Genomic DNA, 18,126 nt, shown 5'->3' on the forward strand with positions numbered 1-18,126 from the left:
GATTTTTTGATTTTATTTTTATTAAAAAAGTACTTCTATATAATTTCCTAAGGAGTAAAAAAGACTAGTTCCTTATAGAAACTAATCTTTTAATATATATTATTCCTTGGCCTCTAGTTGAACATTAAAGGTTTTATTTTCACCATTTCTTACTACCTCAACACTAACAACATCGCCTTCATTTTTAGTATCTCTAATAGCCTTTAATTCATCAAAAGTTTTTATTCTTTGGCCATCAAATTTAACTATTACATCTCCAGCTTGTAAACCAGCCTTTTCTGCTGGAGAGAATTCTGTTACTTGAACTATATATAATCCTTCTTCCATGTTATATTGCTTAGAAAGATCTGCATTAATTTCTCTTATTGAAACCCCTAAGTTTAATATTGGTTTAGATAAAGACTCTATTCTATCTTTAATTTCATTTATTGGAATTGAGAAACCTATTCCCTCAACAGAATCAGAAGCAATCTTCATATTATTAATTCCAACTACTTCACCTTTTGTATTAACTAAAGGTCCACCACTATTACCAGGATTTATAGCTGCATCTGTTTGTATTAAGTTTAATTGTACTCCAGAACTTGTTTCAACTGTTCTATTTACTGCACTTACAATTCCGCTAGTAACAGTTTGATTAAATTCTTTTGATAAAGGAGTCCCAATTGCTATAACTTGTTCTCCTGGCTTCAAAGCATCAGAATCTCCAAGTTCTACTACCCCTGGAACTTTAACACTGTCATCACTTATCTTTAGCATTGCTACGTCTTGATTTTCATCATAATTTACAACTTTAGCCTTAACATCATTTCCATCAGATAATGTTACTGTAACTTCCTTAGCACCTTCTATAACATGATAATTAGTTAATATATAACCTTCTTCATTTATTATAAATCCTGAACCAATTCCTTCTGTTTCTTGAGGTACAATTCCACTATAATCTACTACTCCGCTAACTGATACTATAACTACAGCTGGAGCTACCTTTTCGAATGCTTCACTAGCTGTCAAAGCTTCTGAATCAGTACTAAATGTTTGTGGATTTGGAGTCACCTCTTTATTACTTGATTGTATAATATTATTTTTCAATAAGTAGTATACACTACCACTTCCGATTCCTCCACCTAGTAATCCTGCTATTATAGCTATGGCTATTACTTTAAAAAGAGTATTTCCTTTTTTCTTTTTTCTTTTAGGTGTACTCGAAATATCATTTATTGGATGAACATATGAATCTTTTTCAAATGCTTTATCTTCATCAATAAAATCTTCTTTAATTTCTTCCTCGTTTTCCCCACTAACATTTTCATATTTTTCTACGTCATATATATTATCTTCATTCATTTGAAAAGCCTCCTAAAATATTAATAATTCCTTGCTACATTTATTAATATAACCTTTCTTTGTGACAATTATATGACATGTATCTACCAAATTTAACTTGCCGTATTATTCTTCTCAAGTCTTTCTATTTCTTTCGCTTGCTTTATAACTTGTCTTATACCTTTTATTACTGTATCTGGCTCATACATAGATATAATATTATCTTCATAACTAACACTATATACCGTTGTTAAATCCGCATCTCCTAAATTTGCTAAAACTTCTTGTCCAGGTTTAGCAATTAAATAATACGGCTTAGAACTAAACACACCTTCCTCTTGACTAGAATTATTACCAGAAGTTATATTCTTTAATTCATTCTTAACTGCAGTATTATAGCTTGATTTTGTTCTATGTACTTTGAATTCCTCAAGTTCTCTTTCATCAAGTTTAGCTTCAAATTCATCTGTATCACAAGTTAAATTTAATTTATCTAACAATGTTGTCAGTCCAACTTCTGAACCTAAACTCTCTATGCTTCTTCTTACTCCTTGAAACAATAAACTTTTTCTATAACTATTTGTATTAATAACATCTTCAACTAAAGGATTTACTAAAACAATTCCTGCAACTAGATCAGGATAAGCCTTTGCAAATTCTGTCAAAACCAAACTTCCATATTCTTCTCCAACTAATATATATGGAGATGGAGCAGCAACCTTGCTAAGCAATGATTTCAAATCTTCTGCTTGCTCTTTAGGTGTTCTTATTGAACCACTATCGCTAAACCCATATCCCCTTCTATTATATGAAAATGTAATTACATCATCATATTCAGAAATGAGTTTATCTGATACTTCAGACCATTGATATAAATTAGTTCCAATATTTCCATCAAAAACTACTGTATATTTTCCCTCTCCATCCATTAAATAATCTAATCTTTTACTATCAACTCTTGCATAGTCAACTCTTTCCTTTAGAGTTTCATTTGCAATAAAATTACTTATTCTTTGATATATAAAACCAATTAAAAGTACTACTAATATAGATACAAGTATATTTTTAGCTATATCCTTTGGTTTCAATTCTTTCTTCATATTTACCTTATAAAAGCCATTTGAATGTGGTAAAAGTTTCAATTATCCCTTCCCCCTTTACTCACTATAACTTTAAGTTTGGCTTTGCATTTATATTTAAAGGTGCTTCTAATCCCTTTATATAGTTAAAATAAGCTGCACTTCCGATCATTGCTGCATTATCTGTGCATAAAACTTGCGATGGGAATAAAACTTTTATTCCTTCCTTTGAAGCCTCCTTTATCAATGTTTCTCTTAGTGCAGAATTAGAGGCTACTCCTCCTGCAATTGCAATTTTATCCACATTCTTTTGTCTACATGTTTTTAATACATTTTGCTTTAAAACATCTATAACTGCCTTTTGGAAAGACGCAGCAACATCTGCTTTATTTATTTCTACATTTTGCATCTTACATTTATTTAAATAATTTAATACAGCAGATTTAACTCCACTAAAGGAGAAATCTAATGTCTCATCATGGAAATTAGCCTTTGGAAATTCAATAGCATTTTCATTTCCTTCCTTTGCAAGTTTATCTATTTTAGGACCACCTGGATATCCAAGCCCTAATGCTCTTGCAACTTTATCATAAGCCTCTCCAGCTGCATCATCTCTTGTTTGACCTATAACATCATATTCTCCATAATCTTTAACATGAACTATAAATGTATGTCCTCCTGATACTACTAATGATACAAAAGGAGGTTTTAAATCCTTATGTTCTATGTAATTAGCACAAATATGACCTTCAATATGGTTTACACCAACTAAAGGCTTCTTTAGAGAATATGAAAGCCCCTTTGCATATTGTAATCCTACTAATAATGCTCCAACTAATCCTGGTCCATAAGTAACTCCTATGGCATCTATATCTTCTAAAGTAACATTTGCCTCTTTTAAAGCATCTGTAACTACTTCATTAATAACTTCTATATGCATCCTTGAAGCAACTTCTGGCACTACTCCTCCATATTGCTTATGAGTTTCAATTTGAGATGATATAATATTTGATAATACTTCTCTACCATCTTTAACTATAGCTGCTGATGTTTCATCACAGCTTGATTCTATTGATAATATTAATTTACTTTCCATATTTTTACCTCGTACTTTAACTTTCTTATTCTTTTCTAATATTGTGAAAGCTATCTAATTAATGTATATTAAAATAGAGCTTATAGCTTATTCTATCTTTCTTTTGTCACATTGTTTATTATATACTGAATGAATAAAATATTCATTATTTTTTATTGGAATTAATGGATTCTTAATGATATATTAATTTTTTAGAAGGAGTTTTTTTAATGAGTGCATATGCCAAGGTAATTGTACCGGGATCCCCTATAACAAAATCTAATTTTAAGTTGCATAATAAGGATGGTAGGGCTATTCTTCCTAGTAATACAGGGAAATCACATGATAGATATGCAATATATGAAGAACAAATAGCTTACTATGCAAAGCTTCAAAACCCTGGTGTTATATTAGATGAATCTCTTATTGCTATATTAAAGGTTTATTATAAAAGCGAAAAAAGACATCCTGATACTGCTAATATAACCAAAAGTATTTTTGATGGTATTGAAAAAAGTGGCCTTATAGTTAATGATGCCCAAATAACTAGAATAATTACAGAAGAGTTTTACGATAAGGAAAATCCTAGATTTGAGCTTGAATTTTTTGGTGAAAGTAAATATGAGATTTCTTATTCTATTAAGGAAAAACTTGAGCCTAGTGAAAAAAAGATTTATTCAAGTCTAAGGAAAAATTCAACTTCCAAGCTATTAAAGAATAGTACTAAAAAAGAAGAGTCTAAAAATGAGCTAGTCTGCGAATTCTGCAATAAAAAAGTAAAGGAAGAAAATTTAATAAAAGGTAATTCTGGAAAAACATTGATTTGTAGAAACTGTTTTAATAAATTATTTTAACTGAGGTGATGATATTGAAATCAGATAATTTTGTTTTTATAGGCGATAGTTTAACCTTTGGCTATGGAGTAAATAAAAATAAGTCATGGGTAGAAAGTTTTAAAAGCTCAAATGCTGCTGAATATTTGAATATTATTAATAAAGGTGTTAATGGAAATACCACTACAGATATGTTAAATAGATTTACAGAAGATGTAATTATGTTTAATCCTCAAAAGATATTCATAATGGGAGGCACTAATGACCTTTTAAGTAATAGACCATTAGATTTAATTATAGATAATATTGAACTAATGATTAAAGAATCTCTAACAAAGACTAAATATGTGATTATAGGAATACCTCCAAGAATAATAAAAAAAGATGCATATAGACTATTTATGCCTTCTTTAACATATGATTATTGTGAAAAATATCTTCCACTATTAAGAGAAAAGTTAATTAATATTTGTAAAAAATATAGTATTATTTACATAGATTTTTATTCTTTAACTCTTAATATAAATTCAGAAGAAATTTTCATAGATGGAATTCATTTCAATGAAAATGGTCATAAATTATTCTTAAATGAATTTCTAAAAACAATTAATAGCTAGAAATATAGAAATAGCATATTTCAGAGATCTTCTTATAATATTTCTACTGATAATATGCTATTTTATACTTTTACTAGTTACTATTTTTTAAGTGCTTAGAAACTATTTCTCCCACCTTATATCCATTTTCACCACTTTTAAAAATTTCAGTATCTCTAGTTAATACTGTTCCACAAGCATATATTCCACTAACTGAAGTTTCATAATTATTAACTATAATATGTCTTCTTTCATCTATGCTAATATTAGTTTTTCTAAGAAATTGAATTTCAGGTGAATATCCAACTGTTAATATTAGCGAATCACAGTTTATACTATTTATAGTTCCATCATTATTATTTTCAATATCTATACCTTCGATTCTCTCATTTCCATATAAATCTACTACTCTACTATTTTTAATTATATTTATATCAAAGCCTCTTATGAAACTTTTCCCACTTTCATCAAGAAACCCTTTATTAGATCCATCTATTATAGCATTAACCTTAGCTCCTTCAATTAATAATCTCCTAGCTAAAATTAAAGACCAGTTATTTTTGCCTAAAATAACTACTTCTCTTCCTGGTAAATATCCCTGTAAATTTACTAATTTATGAGCAGATACTAAAGTATATATTCCAGTATATTTATGAATAGGCATATTAATATTTCCTGTAAATTTCTCTCTACAGCCTGATGCAATTATTACTGCCCTAGCTTTTATATCTTGAATTCCTTCTTCAGGATTTACATAAGAAACTATTTTATCATTAGTTAGATCAAGCACCTCTGTATCAAGCTTATACTCTCCTCCAAGAGCCTTAAATTCTCTAATAAGCTCGCTAGCTAGTTCTGGTCCTGTAACGTCTTCTCCTAAATAATATTTTCCAAACCCACCATGTATAAATAAATTTAAATTTCCACCTAAATTGCTATTTCTTTCTAGTATTAAAACTTTTTTAATTCCATTTTGAAGAGCAGAAACCCCTGCAGAAAGCCCAGATGCCCCTCCTCCAATTATTATTAAATCATATTGAAGCATAGGTAACCTCCATCAATGTTAAATACAAACATATTTATATTATATCATAAAAAAATATCAAATATAATATTGCCTACTAACTAGACTATTCAATTTTAAAAATAAAAAATTAATAAAATCGTGTTTGATTTATAAAATACCCTATACTATAATTTAAGTGTTGCAAACTTAAAGAAAGGAAATTTAGTGAACTTTATTAGTTTTGTTCACTATACTAGGTGAATATATTTTGGACAAGTTTTTAAACTCTATAAAAAACAAACTTTCTAATGTACTTAGCTTTGATGGTATAATGAGAATTTTATTATTCTTAATTCCCTTCGTAGCTATAATCTTAAAATGTATTGTTTTCCAAGGATTTGTTGCTAATGAAGATCCTTATAGTTTAAATTTTTCTTTAGGACTTACTTCAGCAAAACCTTTTATTAACTATTACTACGCTTTTGTTTTAATATTTCTTAGCTTTTCATTATTATTTAAAGGTAAAGGAAGAGTTATTTACTTATTTCTTATAGATATATTAGTAACTGCATTAATCTTCTTGGATTTAGGTTACTTTAGAGGATTCTTAACAATGCCTTCTGCGTTACTATTAACCCAAACAGCAAACTTAGATAATATGGGTGGAACTATCTCTTCAATGTTTAGCAATATGGATTTTCTATTATTAATTGACTTTGTTATTTTAGGAATCTTTGTATTCTTTACTAGAAAATCTTATACTAAGGTAAAAAGAAGAGCTCCTATATCATTCTTAGTTATACTTATATCTAGTATATTATTTATAGCTTATGTGCCTTTTAATTTACATATATTAAAAAATGAAGATGTTAAAAATGGATATTTATTTTCAAATTATGATCCAACAAATACAGCTATGTATTTTTCTCCAATAGGATATCATATTTTCGATATATATAATGTGTATAAAGACTCTAAGCCTTATGAGCTGACTGAAGAAGAGACTGCTCAAATAAATGAATTCTTTGCACAAAAAGAAGATTTACCTGATAATGAATATGCTGGAATGTTAGAAGGTAAAAACCTTTTAGTTATTCAAGTAGAATCTTTAGAAAGCTTTATTATAGGGAAAGAAATTAATGGTCAAAAAATAACACCTGTTTTAAATAACTTAATAAATACAGGATTATACTTCCCTAATATTTATGAACAAGTTAATGAAGGAACTAGCTCTGACTCAGACTTAATGATAAATACATCTATGTTCCCATTAAGAAGGGGTAGTACCTTCTTCAGATATCCAGCTACAACATATAATTCATTACCTAATTTATTAGAAGAAATGAACTATGAAACTATTGCAATACATCCAGACAAGGGATCTTTCTGGAACTATGTAAATGGACTTAAAGGAATAGGCTTTAATAAATTTGTTGATTATTACTCATTTAACTTAGATGAAAAAATTGGTCTTGGAATTTCTGATGAAAGCTACTTTAAACAAGTTGTTCCAATGATTAAAGAATTAAAAGAACCATTTTATGCATTTACAGTTACATTAACTAGCCATGGACCATTTGATCTTCCTGAAGAAAAAAGAGTCCTTAATTTAGATGATGAACTAGATACTAGTGAACTTGGTGGTTATTTCGAAAGTATTAAATATACAGATACTCAAATTGGAACATTCCTTGAGCTTCTAGATAAAGAAGGCTTACTTGATAATACTGTTGTTGTTATTGAAGGAGACCATACTGGAGTTCATAAATACTATAATAGTTCAATTGAAAAATTATCAAACAAGGAAGATTGGTACTTAGATAATGGTAATCATACAATACCATTTATAATCTGGTCAAAAGATATGGAAGAAAGTAAAACTTTTGATACAATTGGTGGACAAGTAGATATTATGCCAACATTATTATATCTTTTTGGTGTAGACAATGATAAATATATAAATACTGCATTAGGAAGAAATCTACTAAACACAAATAAATCATTTGCTGTTCTTACTAATCTTGACGTTGTAGGTGAAAATCTTACAGATGAAGAAAAAGAGTTATATAAAAATATAGTTGAGCTTTCAGATAAAATGATACGAAGCGATTACTTATCAACCGAAGAATAAAAAATAAGTAAATATGTTATATTAGTTGCTCCGTTTCAAGCTCCAAGTAGCCCTAACACAACATATTTACTTCTAAAACTAAAGGTTAAAATAAGCCGTTGCACAATTAAAGTTATGCAACGGCTTATTTTTTATTAAATTCCCAAATATTTATATTCAATATTAACTATTTTTCATAACCTCGTAAATAATTCAATTTATATATTTTATTAAAATTTACATTATTCCTTTTAAATAATAATATATTTATTAATAATAATATTATTATTGATAAACCTAATGTCATTGCTCCATATTTAAAGTTAACATTCCCATTTCCATATGAAGTCGCTATACTTCCTTTTAGTACATCGGATATATCAAAATAAACAAATGGATTTAAATGTGCAAATTTTACAAAAAAACCCTTACTTGAAAGCATATATCCTGATACAGTAACAATTATTGAAACTGCTATTGAATTACTGGTGCTTTTACTAAATGATGAAATAGCTACAGATAGAATACAAATAAAGGTGATAAGCATTATAAATAGTAATAACTCAAATAATATAAATTTTCCTATAGTTATATATTCAGTAGCTCCATTGTTGTAAAATTGTATAGGATAATTTATAGCCCCAAAGCCCCTTGTAAATCCAAGAGCAAGAAAACATATTGTTATTATTCCAAATAAAGTTATACTCACCATTATTAATGTTGCTACTAATTTACTTAACAAAATATTAATTTTACTTATTGGTTGAGTAAATAATAGCTTGTAAGTATTAGAATCAAATTCACTGGATACAATATCTGCACTTAAAATTATTATAAAAATAACTATTAATATTGAAATAGGACTATTTAAAAACAATTGAATAAAATTAAATCCCTCCATGGAAACTGATGTATATATTGGTTTTATCCCTTCTTCTAATAGCAACGTGTTTAGCTCTATATTTTGACTTATTTCCTTTGGAGTCTGTGGTGATATTACATTTCCATTCTCTATATTAATCAACAAATTTTTATCTAATTGTATTTTACTTTCTAAATATTTGTTAAAATCATCACTTGCATATGCATTTTTTAGATCTTTAAGTAAATTTAGCTCTTCTTCATAATTATTATTTATAATTTTTAATTTTTCATTATCTGGTAATCTCTCAATTTCACTTTTAGTTTTTATTAATGCATCTTCTACAGATTGAATTTCCAAATCTATTGATGTACCTTCACTTTTTTCTAATTGACTCTCTAGGCTAGAATTTAAAGTTATAAAAATTATATATAGTATTATAAATAGTATTAGTACTAATAAATTTTTTCTTCTATTGCAAAATTTCTTTATTTCAAGTCCTATTAAGCTACCCATTTTTGCCTCCTAGATAAACATCTCTATAAGTTTTTTCTATGTTAGTATTTTGTATTTCAATATTACTATATTCTATATTTTTTTCCATTAATCTAGACATTAATTTTGAAGTCTTATTTTTATCTACCTGTATAATTAACTTATTGTCAATAATATTAACTTTATCTACTAAATCAATTTCTTGTATTAATTTAATAGTTTCTTGTGGATTTTCCACAGTCAATATAATAATTTGAATTTCATTATTTTTATTAATATCTTCCATCTCTACTAATTCTCCATCTTTTATAAATAAAACTCTTGTACAAATCTTGTCTAACTCTGATAAAATATGAGATGATATTAATATGCTCATTCCACTTTCACTTGCAAACTTTTTTAATAATCTTCTAAATTCTATAACTCCCTCTGGATCTAATCCATTAGTCGGCTCATCTAGTATTAATAATTTAGGTTCAGTAATTAATGCTATTCCTAGTGCTAATCTTTGTTTCATTCCTAAGGAATAATTTTTCACTTTATCATTTATAGATTTACCTATGTTTATAAACTTCAAAATACTATTCATTTTTTCCATTGAAATATTATTTATTTTTCGAATAAAATTAATATTGTCATATCCGCTTAACATTTCATATAAAGATGGTGTTTCAATTATACTAGAAAATTTAGATAAATAATCTACTCTATTATCTTTTGCTAATAATCCACAAATTTTCACTGTACCAGAATCCTGTTCTAATAAATTTGAAATTATCTTCATGAGAGTAGTTTTTCCAGCCCCATTAGGACCTATTAATGCTACTATCTCACCTTCATTTATTGAAAAACTAATGTCTTTTAATACTGCTTTATTTTTATAACTCTTATTTATATTTTTAATGCTTAAAATGCTCATAACACTCTCCCCCTTATCATATCGCATTTCATTATACCATAAATTAACATTTTTCTTGTATACATTTTTTCACAAAAATAATTTTCTTATAAAGATGTTTTAGGTTGTTTTAGAAAATGTTCAAAATATAGCAAAAGAGAGCATTGCAAAATTGCAAAAGCTCTCCTTTTTAATTAAATATATATACCATTCTTTATCTATTTTCCAGCTATACTTAATCCTTCAACTCTTATAGATGGACTTCCTACACTACTCATTGGGAATTTTAAATCAGATCCAACCTCTGTAACATTCTTTAATAAATCAAAGAAGTTTCCTGCTACTGTTATTTGTTCAACAGGAAAATCTTTTTTGCCATCTTTAATATAAAAACCCTTTGCTGCCAATGAAAAATCTCCTGTTATTGAGTTTGCCCCTGAATGTAGTCCTGCAAATTCAGTAATTAATAGTCCTTCTCCCACCTCTTCTAATAACTCATCAAAAGATTTATTTCCTTTTTGAATATAGAAGTTAGTTGGTGAAACTCCTACTGGAGAAGCATAAGAACTTTTAAATCCGTTTCCTGTTGACTTTGTATTTCCTTTATAGGCAGTTTTTAAATTATGAAGTAAAGTCATTAATTTTCCTTCATGGATTATATCTTTCTTTTTAGTAGCTACACCTTCATCATCAAAAGGAACTGATGATAATCCATTTTCTAAATGAGGATCATCTAATAGTGTTACTTTTTTACTTGCTATTATTTCTCCTTCTTTATCTTTTAATAAGCTTAATCCCTTTTGAGCTGCATCACCACTGAATACTCCTGCAAAAGTTGAAAGCATTGAAACCATTGCTTCATTGTTAATTATAGTTTTATACTTACCAGAAGGAATTGATTTACCACCTATTCTTGAAATAGCTTCATCTATTCCATCTTTAGCTAATTTCTTAGGGTCTACTTCCTCTAAAGAATTTGCTGTTATATAACCCATTCCATCCTGCATATCCTCTCCCACTTTAATAATTGGTACTACATATGCACTTAGTAAATTAGACTTATTTTCTAGGTTTAATCCCTTAGAATTAATAATTCCATATTTAGACTTACTATAGCCTATTCCACAGCCTCCAAAGCTACTAACTCTGCTATCTAATTTCTTAGATTCCTTTTCCATGCTTAATGCTAAATCTATTAACTTATCTGCTGGAAGATTTTCTAAAGCTTTATAATAAGAATTTACTTCTTTATATTCCTTATCACCTTCATAAATAAATTGAATATCTTCATTTTCAATAGCTAATGCACTTTCTTTAGCATTCTTTACTAACATTTTTATAGCATCTTCATCTAATATTTCAGTATAAGAATATCCGATTTTTCCATTTATTTTTCCTCTAAAAGATAATCCATAAGAAGTAGTTAAATTATATTTTTCAACTTCTTCGTTATAAACATTTATGCTTAAACTTTCTCTATCAACATAATAAACTTCATACTCATCAAAGCCATTATTTTTAGCTTCTTTAAATAATTCATCAATAAATTCTTTTAATTCCATAATATATTCCCCCTTATCTTCCACCTACTGTTATTTCTTTAACTCTAATCATAGGCTGACCCACATTAGTTGGAATACTTCCTGATACAGAACCACACATACCTTGACCTTGCTCTAAATTCTTTCCTACCATATCTATATTCATTAAAACTTCGCTACCTTTACCTATAAGGCTTGCGCCTCTAACTGGTTCTTGTATTTCACCATTTCTAACTATATATCCTTCTGATACAGCAAAGTTAAATTCTCCTGTTACTGGATTTACAGATCCACCACCCATTTTCTTTGCATATAATCCATCAGAAATAGATTTAATTATTTCTGCATCATCATCATTTCCTGCTGCAATATAAGTATTTGTCATTCTTGATGTTGGAGCATATTTATAGTTTTGTCTTCTTGAGCTTCCTGTAGCTTCCATTCCCATTCTTCTACCATTTAATTTATCTATTAAATATCCCTTTAGTATTCCATTTTCAATTAATACATTCTTTCTAGTCTTATTTCCTTCATCATCAATATTTAATGATCCCCAAGCATTAGGAATAGTCCCATCATCTATAGCTGTAACTTTTGTTGAAGCTATTTGCTTTCCAATCATATTTGTAAATACTGAATTTCCTTTTGCAACTGCAGTTGCTTCTAAAGAGTGTCCACAAGCTTCATGGAATATAACACCACCAAAACCATTATCTATAGCAACTGTCATCTTACCCGCTGGACAAGTTTTTGCATGTAGCATAGTATGAGCAACTCTTGATGCTTCTCTTCCATAATATTCTGGATCAATAGTATCAAATAATTCAAATCCTTTATGTGCTCCCGGGCCTTCAAAACCAGTTTGATTTTCACCATTAGCAGAAGCAACAGAACTTATTGCTAATCTTGTTCTAACTCTTTTATCTTCAGTTAATAGACCTTCAGTATTAGCAATTAATATATTTTGTTCTTTATCTAAATATCCTACTGATACTTGAGATATTTCATCATTATATTCTTTTGCTGCTTTATATCCAGCTTTCATAACCTTAATCTTTCTATCAGTACTTACTGAAGAAGGTATATACAATATTGGATTATTATTTATAATTTCTTTTTTATTTAAAACTATGCTTATTTCTTCTTTTAACTCACCAAGAGCTAATGCTGCTTTTTCAGCAGTATCTAGTAATCCTGACAAGCTTGTATTATTAGTATAGGCATAAACACTTTTAAATCCCTTAAAAATTCTTATTCCTATTCCATGTGTTCTTCCTGATATAGAATTTTCAACTTTGCCATTTAAAATACTTATAGAAGTATCTATAGTATCTTCTTCAAATATCTCTGCAAAATCTCCTCCTGTTATTAAACATCTAGATAAAACACTAGATAATATATCTTTTGACAACATAATTTAATCATCCTCCATACTTATTTTTCTACCATCCTTAAACGCCCTATCCCAAGTATCAACATAAGCTCCGCTTGCCCATTCTGCCATTATCACTTCTTCATTTTCATTTAAATCAATTGTTACTAATGGACCACCCTTTATATTTCTATCTTCTACTTCATAAACTAATAATTTATTATCAAATATTACTATAGCAACTCTACCTGTTGGTGCAGTATATGCATCTTCTATAAAAGGAAATCTACTTTTAAAATCTTTCCATGGAATTAATAATGTATCATAATTTAATATCTTCTTACTTGGATTTATAGATATTTTATAATCTCTTCCTTCTTCATTAGTATTTTGAGACATAATTTTCCCCATTAATGTCCATTTTCCTTCAATTCTTTTTATTGTAAAGTTAGTATAATCTATCTTAGGTACTAAAGCTTCATTATTTACTCTAGATATATCTTCTAAAGCTTCATTAAAATCTCTTTCATATTTTTCTTTTACTTCATTAGAATATATTTCTTCTATACTAAGTCCTTGCTTAGAATTTATATTATCTATAGGAATTGTTTGATATATAGGAAAAATATTTTTAAAATCATTTCCCTCATATTTTTCAATAGAAATATAATCATTAGCAATAAAATTTATATCCTTATATACATTTATTGATGTTTGCTCTATTACTTGAGAATCAACCTTTCCATCAATGGGTTTAGCTACAAAATACTCAATATGTTGGTTATTCTTATTTTCCACTTCCTTTTGTATAGTCCATATACCATTTATCCTTGGAAAAATAATATCGTCCTTCTCTATTATTGGCTGTATTTTATTATTTTTAAATGATATCCATAAAGTTCTATAACTTGAATCAGTAAAACTTCCATCTTCTAATTCTACTCTAGGTGTTTTTAAAGCAAGCATAACTCCTACATTACTATTGTAGTCATCATCTAATACTTCAGTTTCAATCATTTTTGAAGATTCTTCTATGTCTCTTGGATTATTATCCTCTCTAACTAACTTTAATATTAATCCCGAATAAAATAAATATCCATTATCATTATCAATAATAATGAACTCACCTATTAGATTATTAGATGCTACTAATGATATTATATCAACCATATCTTCAGTTTCTATTATATCTCTTAAAGTAAGGTTTAACTCATAAGATAGAATATAATTACTATCTACTACCTTAAGTTTAAACGATGGGTTTGAAAAAGATTTATTAAAAATTGAAAGATTATTACTAGATACACTAATTAATGAATCTTTAAGTGATAATATTTCATCCTTATTTTCAATTTCCTCATCTAATATATTAATATCTTCAATTTTCCATGTACCTTTAATACTTAAGTTTTCATTATCTGGTGCTTTTATTGATTGTGTATCTTTTCCATTTACTTTACTACAACCAATGTTGAATGTAAATATCAAAATAAATAGTAATGATAAAAATTTTTTTAGTATTTTCATATTATTCCTCCTTAAGAATTGGAATAATAACTTCCACCCTTGTACCTATTCCTAATTTACTATAAATATTAAATTCTCCATTATGAAGTTTTATAATTTCATCACAAATAGATAAACCTATACCATTTTTAGAATTTGAATTTTTTCCTTTAAAGAACTTTTGCTTAACTTTAGGTAGATCTTCTTCTGATATTCCACATCCATCATCTTCTATAATAAATTTTATATCTTCATTTAATCTTAATGTAGTAAAAGTAACATGACCTTTAGCTTCTGTAAACTTAAAAGCATTATCTAATAAATTAATAAAAACTTGCTTTAACCTATTACTATCTATATACATAAATCCTTCAGCTTCTGTAAGAAACTTTAGGTCAATATCCTCTTTGTTAGCTCTAGGTGCCATAAATGATTCTATATGCTTAATAAAAGCTTGGATATTAACTTTATTAAGATCTAAACTTACATTTTCGTTTATAAGTCTTGAGAAATCTAATAGCTCTTCTACCATCAAGGTAAGTCTATCTGTTTCTTTTTCTATTATTTCGAACCCAAGTTTTAATATTTCTTTGTCAGTTTCTTCACTATTTAAAGTTATTGTCCATCCCTTAATAGCTGTTAACGGAGTTCTAAGTTCATGGGAAACTTGAGATATAAATTCATTTTTAAGTTGTTCTCTTTTTGATATCTCATCTGCCATGAAATTTAAGGTATTAGATAACTGACCAATTTCATTTTTACTATCTATATTACTTCTAACACTCAAATTACCGCTACCCATTTTTTCTGCAACATTATTTAAGTATTTTATAGGATTAATTATGCTATTAGATAGTATTATACTTAATATAATACCTAGAATTAATACTCCTATAGATATACTTATGAAAATTATCATTATATTAGTTATAACATTATCTGCTTCTTCTAATGAAGTTATAAATCTAATTATTCCAATGATATCTCCATCTACTTCTAATGGATAAGAAACTGCCATAACTTTTTTATTGTAATAGTCTACCTTCCCAATCCACCTAGAAGGCTCTCCTTTTAATGCTTTTTCTATATCTGGTGCATTTATTAACTTGTTATCTTTAATTCCTATAGAATCCATAATTAAATTACCATTAGAATCAAAGATCTCCACTTGAGCATTATTTTCATTCCAAAAGGCATCTACATTATCATATATATTTTCTACTAAAGACTTAGAAGAAAAATACTTATTATAAAAGCCTATAGATACCTCTATTCTACTTTTTAATAAGTTTTCAGTATTATCATAATAATATTTTCTAATAAAAATCATAAGTAATATACTTAACACCATTACGGTAGAAAAAATAATTACTACTATTCCTCTTAACAGCTGATTTCTTATGCTTTTCATTCCTTTGATTTCCACCTATAACCTATCCCCCATACAGTTTCTATATAATCTGGCCTAGAAGGCTTATCTTCAACTTTTGCTCGTAGCCTTCTTATATTGACATCTATAATTTTTGCATCTCCAAAATAATTTTCTCCCCAAACTAAATCTAATAATTCATCTCTAGTAAAAGCTTTATTTGGGTTTTCCAGAAAAATCTTCATTAATAAGTATTCTTTTGGGGTAACATCTATCTCAATATTATTCTTCATTACCTTTTGAGAATACAAATCTATTATAAATGGTCCTAATTCTAATTTATCCTTATCATCTTCACCTAGTCTTCTTAATAATGCTTTAACTCTTAATACAACTTCTAATGGATTAAAAGGTTTCACTATATAATCATCTGCTCCATATTCTAATCCCATTATCTTATCCATATCCTGCCCTTTTGCTGTAAGCATTATTATTCCTATATCAGGGAAATCTTTTCTTAACTTACTACAAACCATAAATCCGTCTATACCTGGTAACATTACATCTAAAATAGCTATCTTAGGTATTTCTTTATTAGCCAATTCTAAACCTTCTTCACCAGTAGCAGCTTCTATAACATTAAAATTATTTCTTTGTAAATTTATTTTTAAAAATCCTCTTATACTTTCCTCATCTTCAACCAATAATATTTTATTCATTTAATCACCTCTTAACTCAATTTCATATTAGTTCTACTTAAATTATACCTTAAATATAACAATAAAAAGCTATATTAAAATCATTTTTTATAATTAAAATGCTTATAATATAGCCTTCATATTATTTTAATGTTCTAAATTCAAACCCCTGAGATTTCAAATAATCTATAGCATTTTGTAAATATTCTACTGTACCTTTCTTATTATCTGTATCATGCATAAGTATAATCACAACATCTTGATCTCCTACAGTCTCTTTTAATCTATTTAATAATACTTCTTTTGGAAAATCTTTTCCTTCTGCATCTCCATTTAAAGCATTCCAATCTACTTGCCATATATTATTTTCTTTTAGATATTTATCTAGAGGCTCTGTTCCTTTCCAACTTGAATGTCCACCTGGTAATCTTATAAGTCTTGTAGAGAAATCTTTTCCTAACATCTCCTTTAATATCTCATCATTTTTCTTAAAATCATTGATTACTGCTTCCACATCAACTGTTCTATTTGGATAAAGTATTGAATAATCATGAGAATATCCATGACTACCAATGGCATGTCCCTCGTTTGCTATTCTCTTCAAAAGTTGCTGTGCTCTACTATTTTTTTCTATTGATGAGCCTAATGTAAAAAATGTAGCTTTTATATCATTTTGTTTTAATATATCTAATATTTTTTCAGTAGAATGCTCAGATGGTCCATCATCAAAAGTTAAGTATGCAATTTTTTTACCATCTTCCCTATAAAAATTCCATTTATACATCGTTTCAGGAAGAACTTTAGAAGCATCATCAGCATTAATATCGTCTTCTAAACTAAGATATCCTGAGTTATCCAATATATTTACTGTTTCTTCTTCCTTATCAGTTTTATCTTCTTCTACTATATTCTCTGTAACATTTTCATTATTACTTGTTAAAGCTTCTGCCTCTTTGTAAGAGTTTGTATTAAATCTATCTATTTTATCAAAAATTTGAAACATAATGATTGTACTAATTAATAGCATTACTGTAAATAAAATCATTCTTTTTATTCTTCTTATTCTTCTTCTTTTTTTTCTTTTTATTAATTCACTCTTATTCATTTTGCTTCCTCATTTCTACTTATTGCTTGTCCTTAATTTAATTATAAGATAATTATCTATGTTAATCTTTACAATAAGTTGAATAATGATTACGAAAAGGTTACATAAGTTAGAGTAAAATAAAAAGAACTTTATAACAATAGATTATAATCTACTCTTATAAAGTTCCTTAAAATATAAATGGCTCCGTGGAGAGGATTCGAACCTCCAACCTATCGGTTAACAGCCGAGTGCTCCACCATTGAGCTACCACGG

Annotated in this window: 15 protein-coding genes; 3 read left to right on the forward strand and 12 right to left on the reverse strand. The window is 27.6% G+C overall.

Features of this window, described 5'->3' with window-relative positions:
• Positions 1-99 precede the first annotated feature (99 nt).
• The 3 genes from ACQPUY_RS13350 to tsaD all read right to left on the reverse strand — a co-directional run bounded on the left by ACQPUY_RS13350 (position 100) and on the right by tsaD (position 3,501).
• The gene (locus tag ACQPUY_RS13350; protein ID WP_430841734.1) at positions 100-1,347 is read right to left on the reverse strand and encodes a S1C family serine protease; all 1,248 of its coding nucleotides are present in this window, start codon (positions 1,345-1,347) and stop codon (positions 100-102) included.
• A 92-nt stretch (positions 1,348-1,439) separates the two neighbouring features.
• A complete protein-coding gene (locus ACQPUY_RS13355; protein ID WP_430841736.1) occupies positions 1,440-2,468 on the reverse strand; it encodes an alpha/beta fold hydrolase in 1,029 nt (342 codons plus the stop codon).
• A gap of 22 nt (positions 2,469-2,490) precedes the next feature.
• Entirely contained in the window at positions 2,491-3,501 is a 1,011-nt protein-coding gene (gene tsaD, locus ACQPUY_RS13360) for a tRNA (adenosine(37)-N6)-threonylcarbamoyltransferase complex transferase subunit TsaD (RefSeq protein WP_430841738.1), read from the reverse strand.
• 209 nt (positions 3,502-3,710) lie between these two features.
• On the opposite strand from tsaD, the gene ACQPUY_RS13365 reads away from it, so the two are divergent.
• Both ACQPUY_RS13365 and ACQPUY_RS13370 read left to right on the forward strand, forming a co-directional pair.
• A complete protein-coding gene (locus ACQPUY_RS13365) occupies positions 3,711-4,334 on the forward strand; it encodes a RusA family crossover junction endodeoxyribonuclease (protein WP_430841740.1) in 624 nt (207 codons plus the stop codon).
• Positions 4,335-4,342: 8 nt separating this feature from the next.
• Positions 4,343-4,930 carry a GDSL-type esterase/lipase family protein gene (locus ACQPUY_RS13370; RefSeq protein ID WP_430841742.1) on the forward strand — a complete coding sequence of 196 codons (588 nt, stop codon included), beginning with the start codon at positions 4,343-4,345 and terminating at the stop codon, positions 4,928-4,930.
• A 73-nt stretch (positions 4,931-5,003) separates the two neighbouring features.
• Here the strand turns inward: ACQPUY_RS13370 and ACQPUY_RS13375 are convergent, their stop codons facing one another.
• Positions 5,004-5,954, reverse strand: coding sequence for an NAD(P)/FAD-dependent oxidoreductase (locus ACQPUY_RS13375; RefSeq protein ID WP_430841744.1), 951 nt, complete (start codon positions 5,952-5,954; stop codon positions 5,004-5,006).
• Between the two features lie 292 nt (positions 5,955-6,246).
• On the opposite strand from ACQPUY_RS13375, the gene ACQPUY_RS13380 reads away from it, so the two are divergent.
• Positions 6,247-8,046 (forward strand): LTA synthase family protein, encoded by a 1,800-nt coding sequence (locus tag ACQPUY_RS13380; RefSeq protein WP_430841774.1) that lies wholly within the window; start codon positions 6,247-6,249, stop codon positions 8,044-8,046.
• A gap of 166 nt (positions 8,047-8,212) precedes the next feature.
• Here the strand turns inward: ACQPUY_RS13380 and ACQPUY_RS13385 are convergent, their stop codons facing one another.
• The 8 genes from ACQPUY_RS13385 to ACQPUY_RS13420 form a co-directional block, all read right to left on the reverse strand.
• Complete coding sequence (locus ACQPUY_RS13385; protein ID WP_430841746.1) at positions 8,213-9,403, reverse strand: ABC transporter permease; 1,191 nt, start codon at positions 9,401-9,403, stop codon at positions 8,213-8,215.
• Positions 9,396-10,301: an ABC transporter ATP-binding protein gene (locus tag ACQPUY_RS13390; RefSeq protein ID WP_430841748.1), complete on the reverse strand. Its 906-nt coding sequence runs from the start codon at positions 10,299-10,301 to the stop codon at positions 9,396-9,398. The genes ACQPUY_RS13385 and ACQPUY_RS13390 overlap by 8 nt, the downstream gene beginning before the upstream one ends.
• A gap of 197 nt (positions 10,302-10,498) precedes the next feature.
• Positions 10,499-11,842, reverse strand: coding sequence for a TldD/PmbA family protein (locus tag ACQPUY_RS13395; RefSeq protein WP_430841750.1), 1,344 nt, complete (start codon positions 11,840-11,842; stop codon positions 10,499-10,501).
• A 13-nt stretch (positions 11,843-11,855) separates the two neighbouring features.
• On the reverse strand, positions 11,856-13,235 hold the full coding sequence (locus ACQPUY_RS13400; RefSeq protein WP_430841752.1) for a TldD/PmbA family protein: 1,380 nt from the start codon (positions 13,233-13,235) through the stop codon (positions 11,856-11,858).
• A gap of 3 nt (positions 13,236-13,238) precedes the next feature.
• The gene (locus tag ACQPUY_RS13405) at positions 13,239-14,720 is read right to left on the reverse strand and encodes a hypothetical protein (protein ID WP_430841754.1); all 1,482 of its coding nucleotides are present in this window, start codon (positions 14,718-14,720) and stop codon (positions 13,239-13,241) included.
• Between the two features lies 1 nt (position 14,721).
• Entirely contained in the window at positions 14,722-16,110 is a 1,389-nt protein-coding gene (locus tag ACQPUY_RS13410; protein WP_430841756.1) for an ATP-binding protein, read from the reverse strand.
• Positions 16,107-16,787, reverse strand: a complete 681-nt coding sequence (locus ACQPUY_RS13415) for a response regulator transcription factor (protein WP_430841758.1) — start codon at positions 16,785-16,787, stop codon at positions 16,107-16,109. Before ACQPUY_RS13415 ends, ACQPUY_RS13410 begins: the two co-directional genes overlap by 4 nt.
• Positions 16,788-16,908: 121 nt before the next feature.
• Positions 16,909-17,871, reverse strand: a complete 963-nt coding sequence (locus ACQPUY_RS13420; RefSeq protein WP_430841760.1) for a polysaccharide deacetylase family protein — start codon at positions 17,869-17,871, stop codon at positions 16,909-16,911.
• Between the last annotated feature and the right edge of the window lie 255 nt (positions 17,872-18,126).

This window comes from Clostridium nigeriense (assembly GCF_050585245.1).
In the GTDB taxonomy this organism is placed as follows: Bacteria; Bacillota; Clostridia; order Clostridiales; family Clostridiaceae; genus Clostridium; species Clostridium nigeriense_A.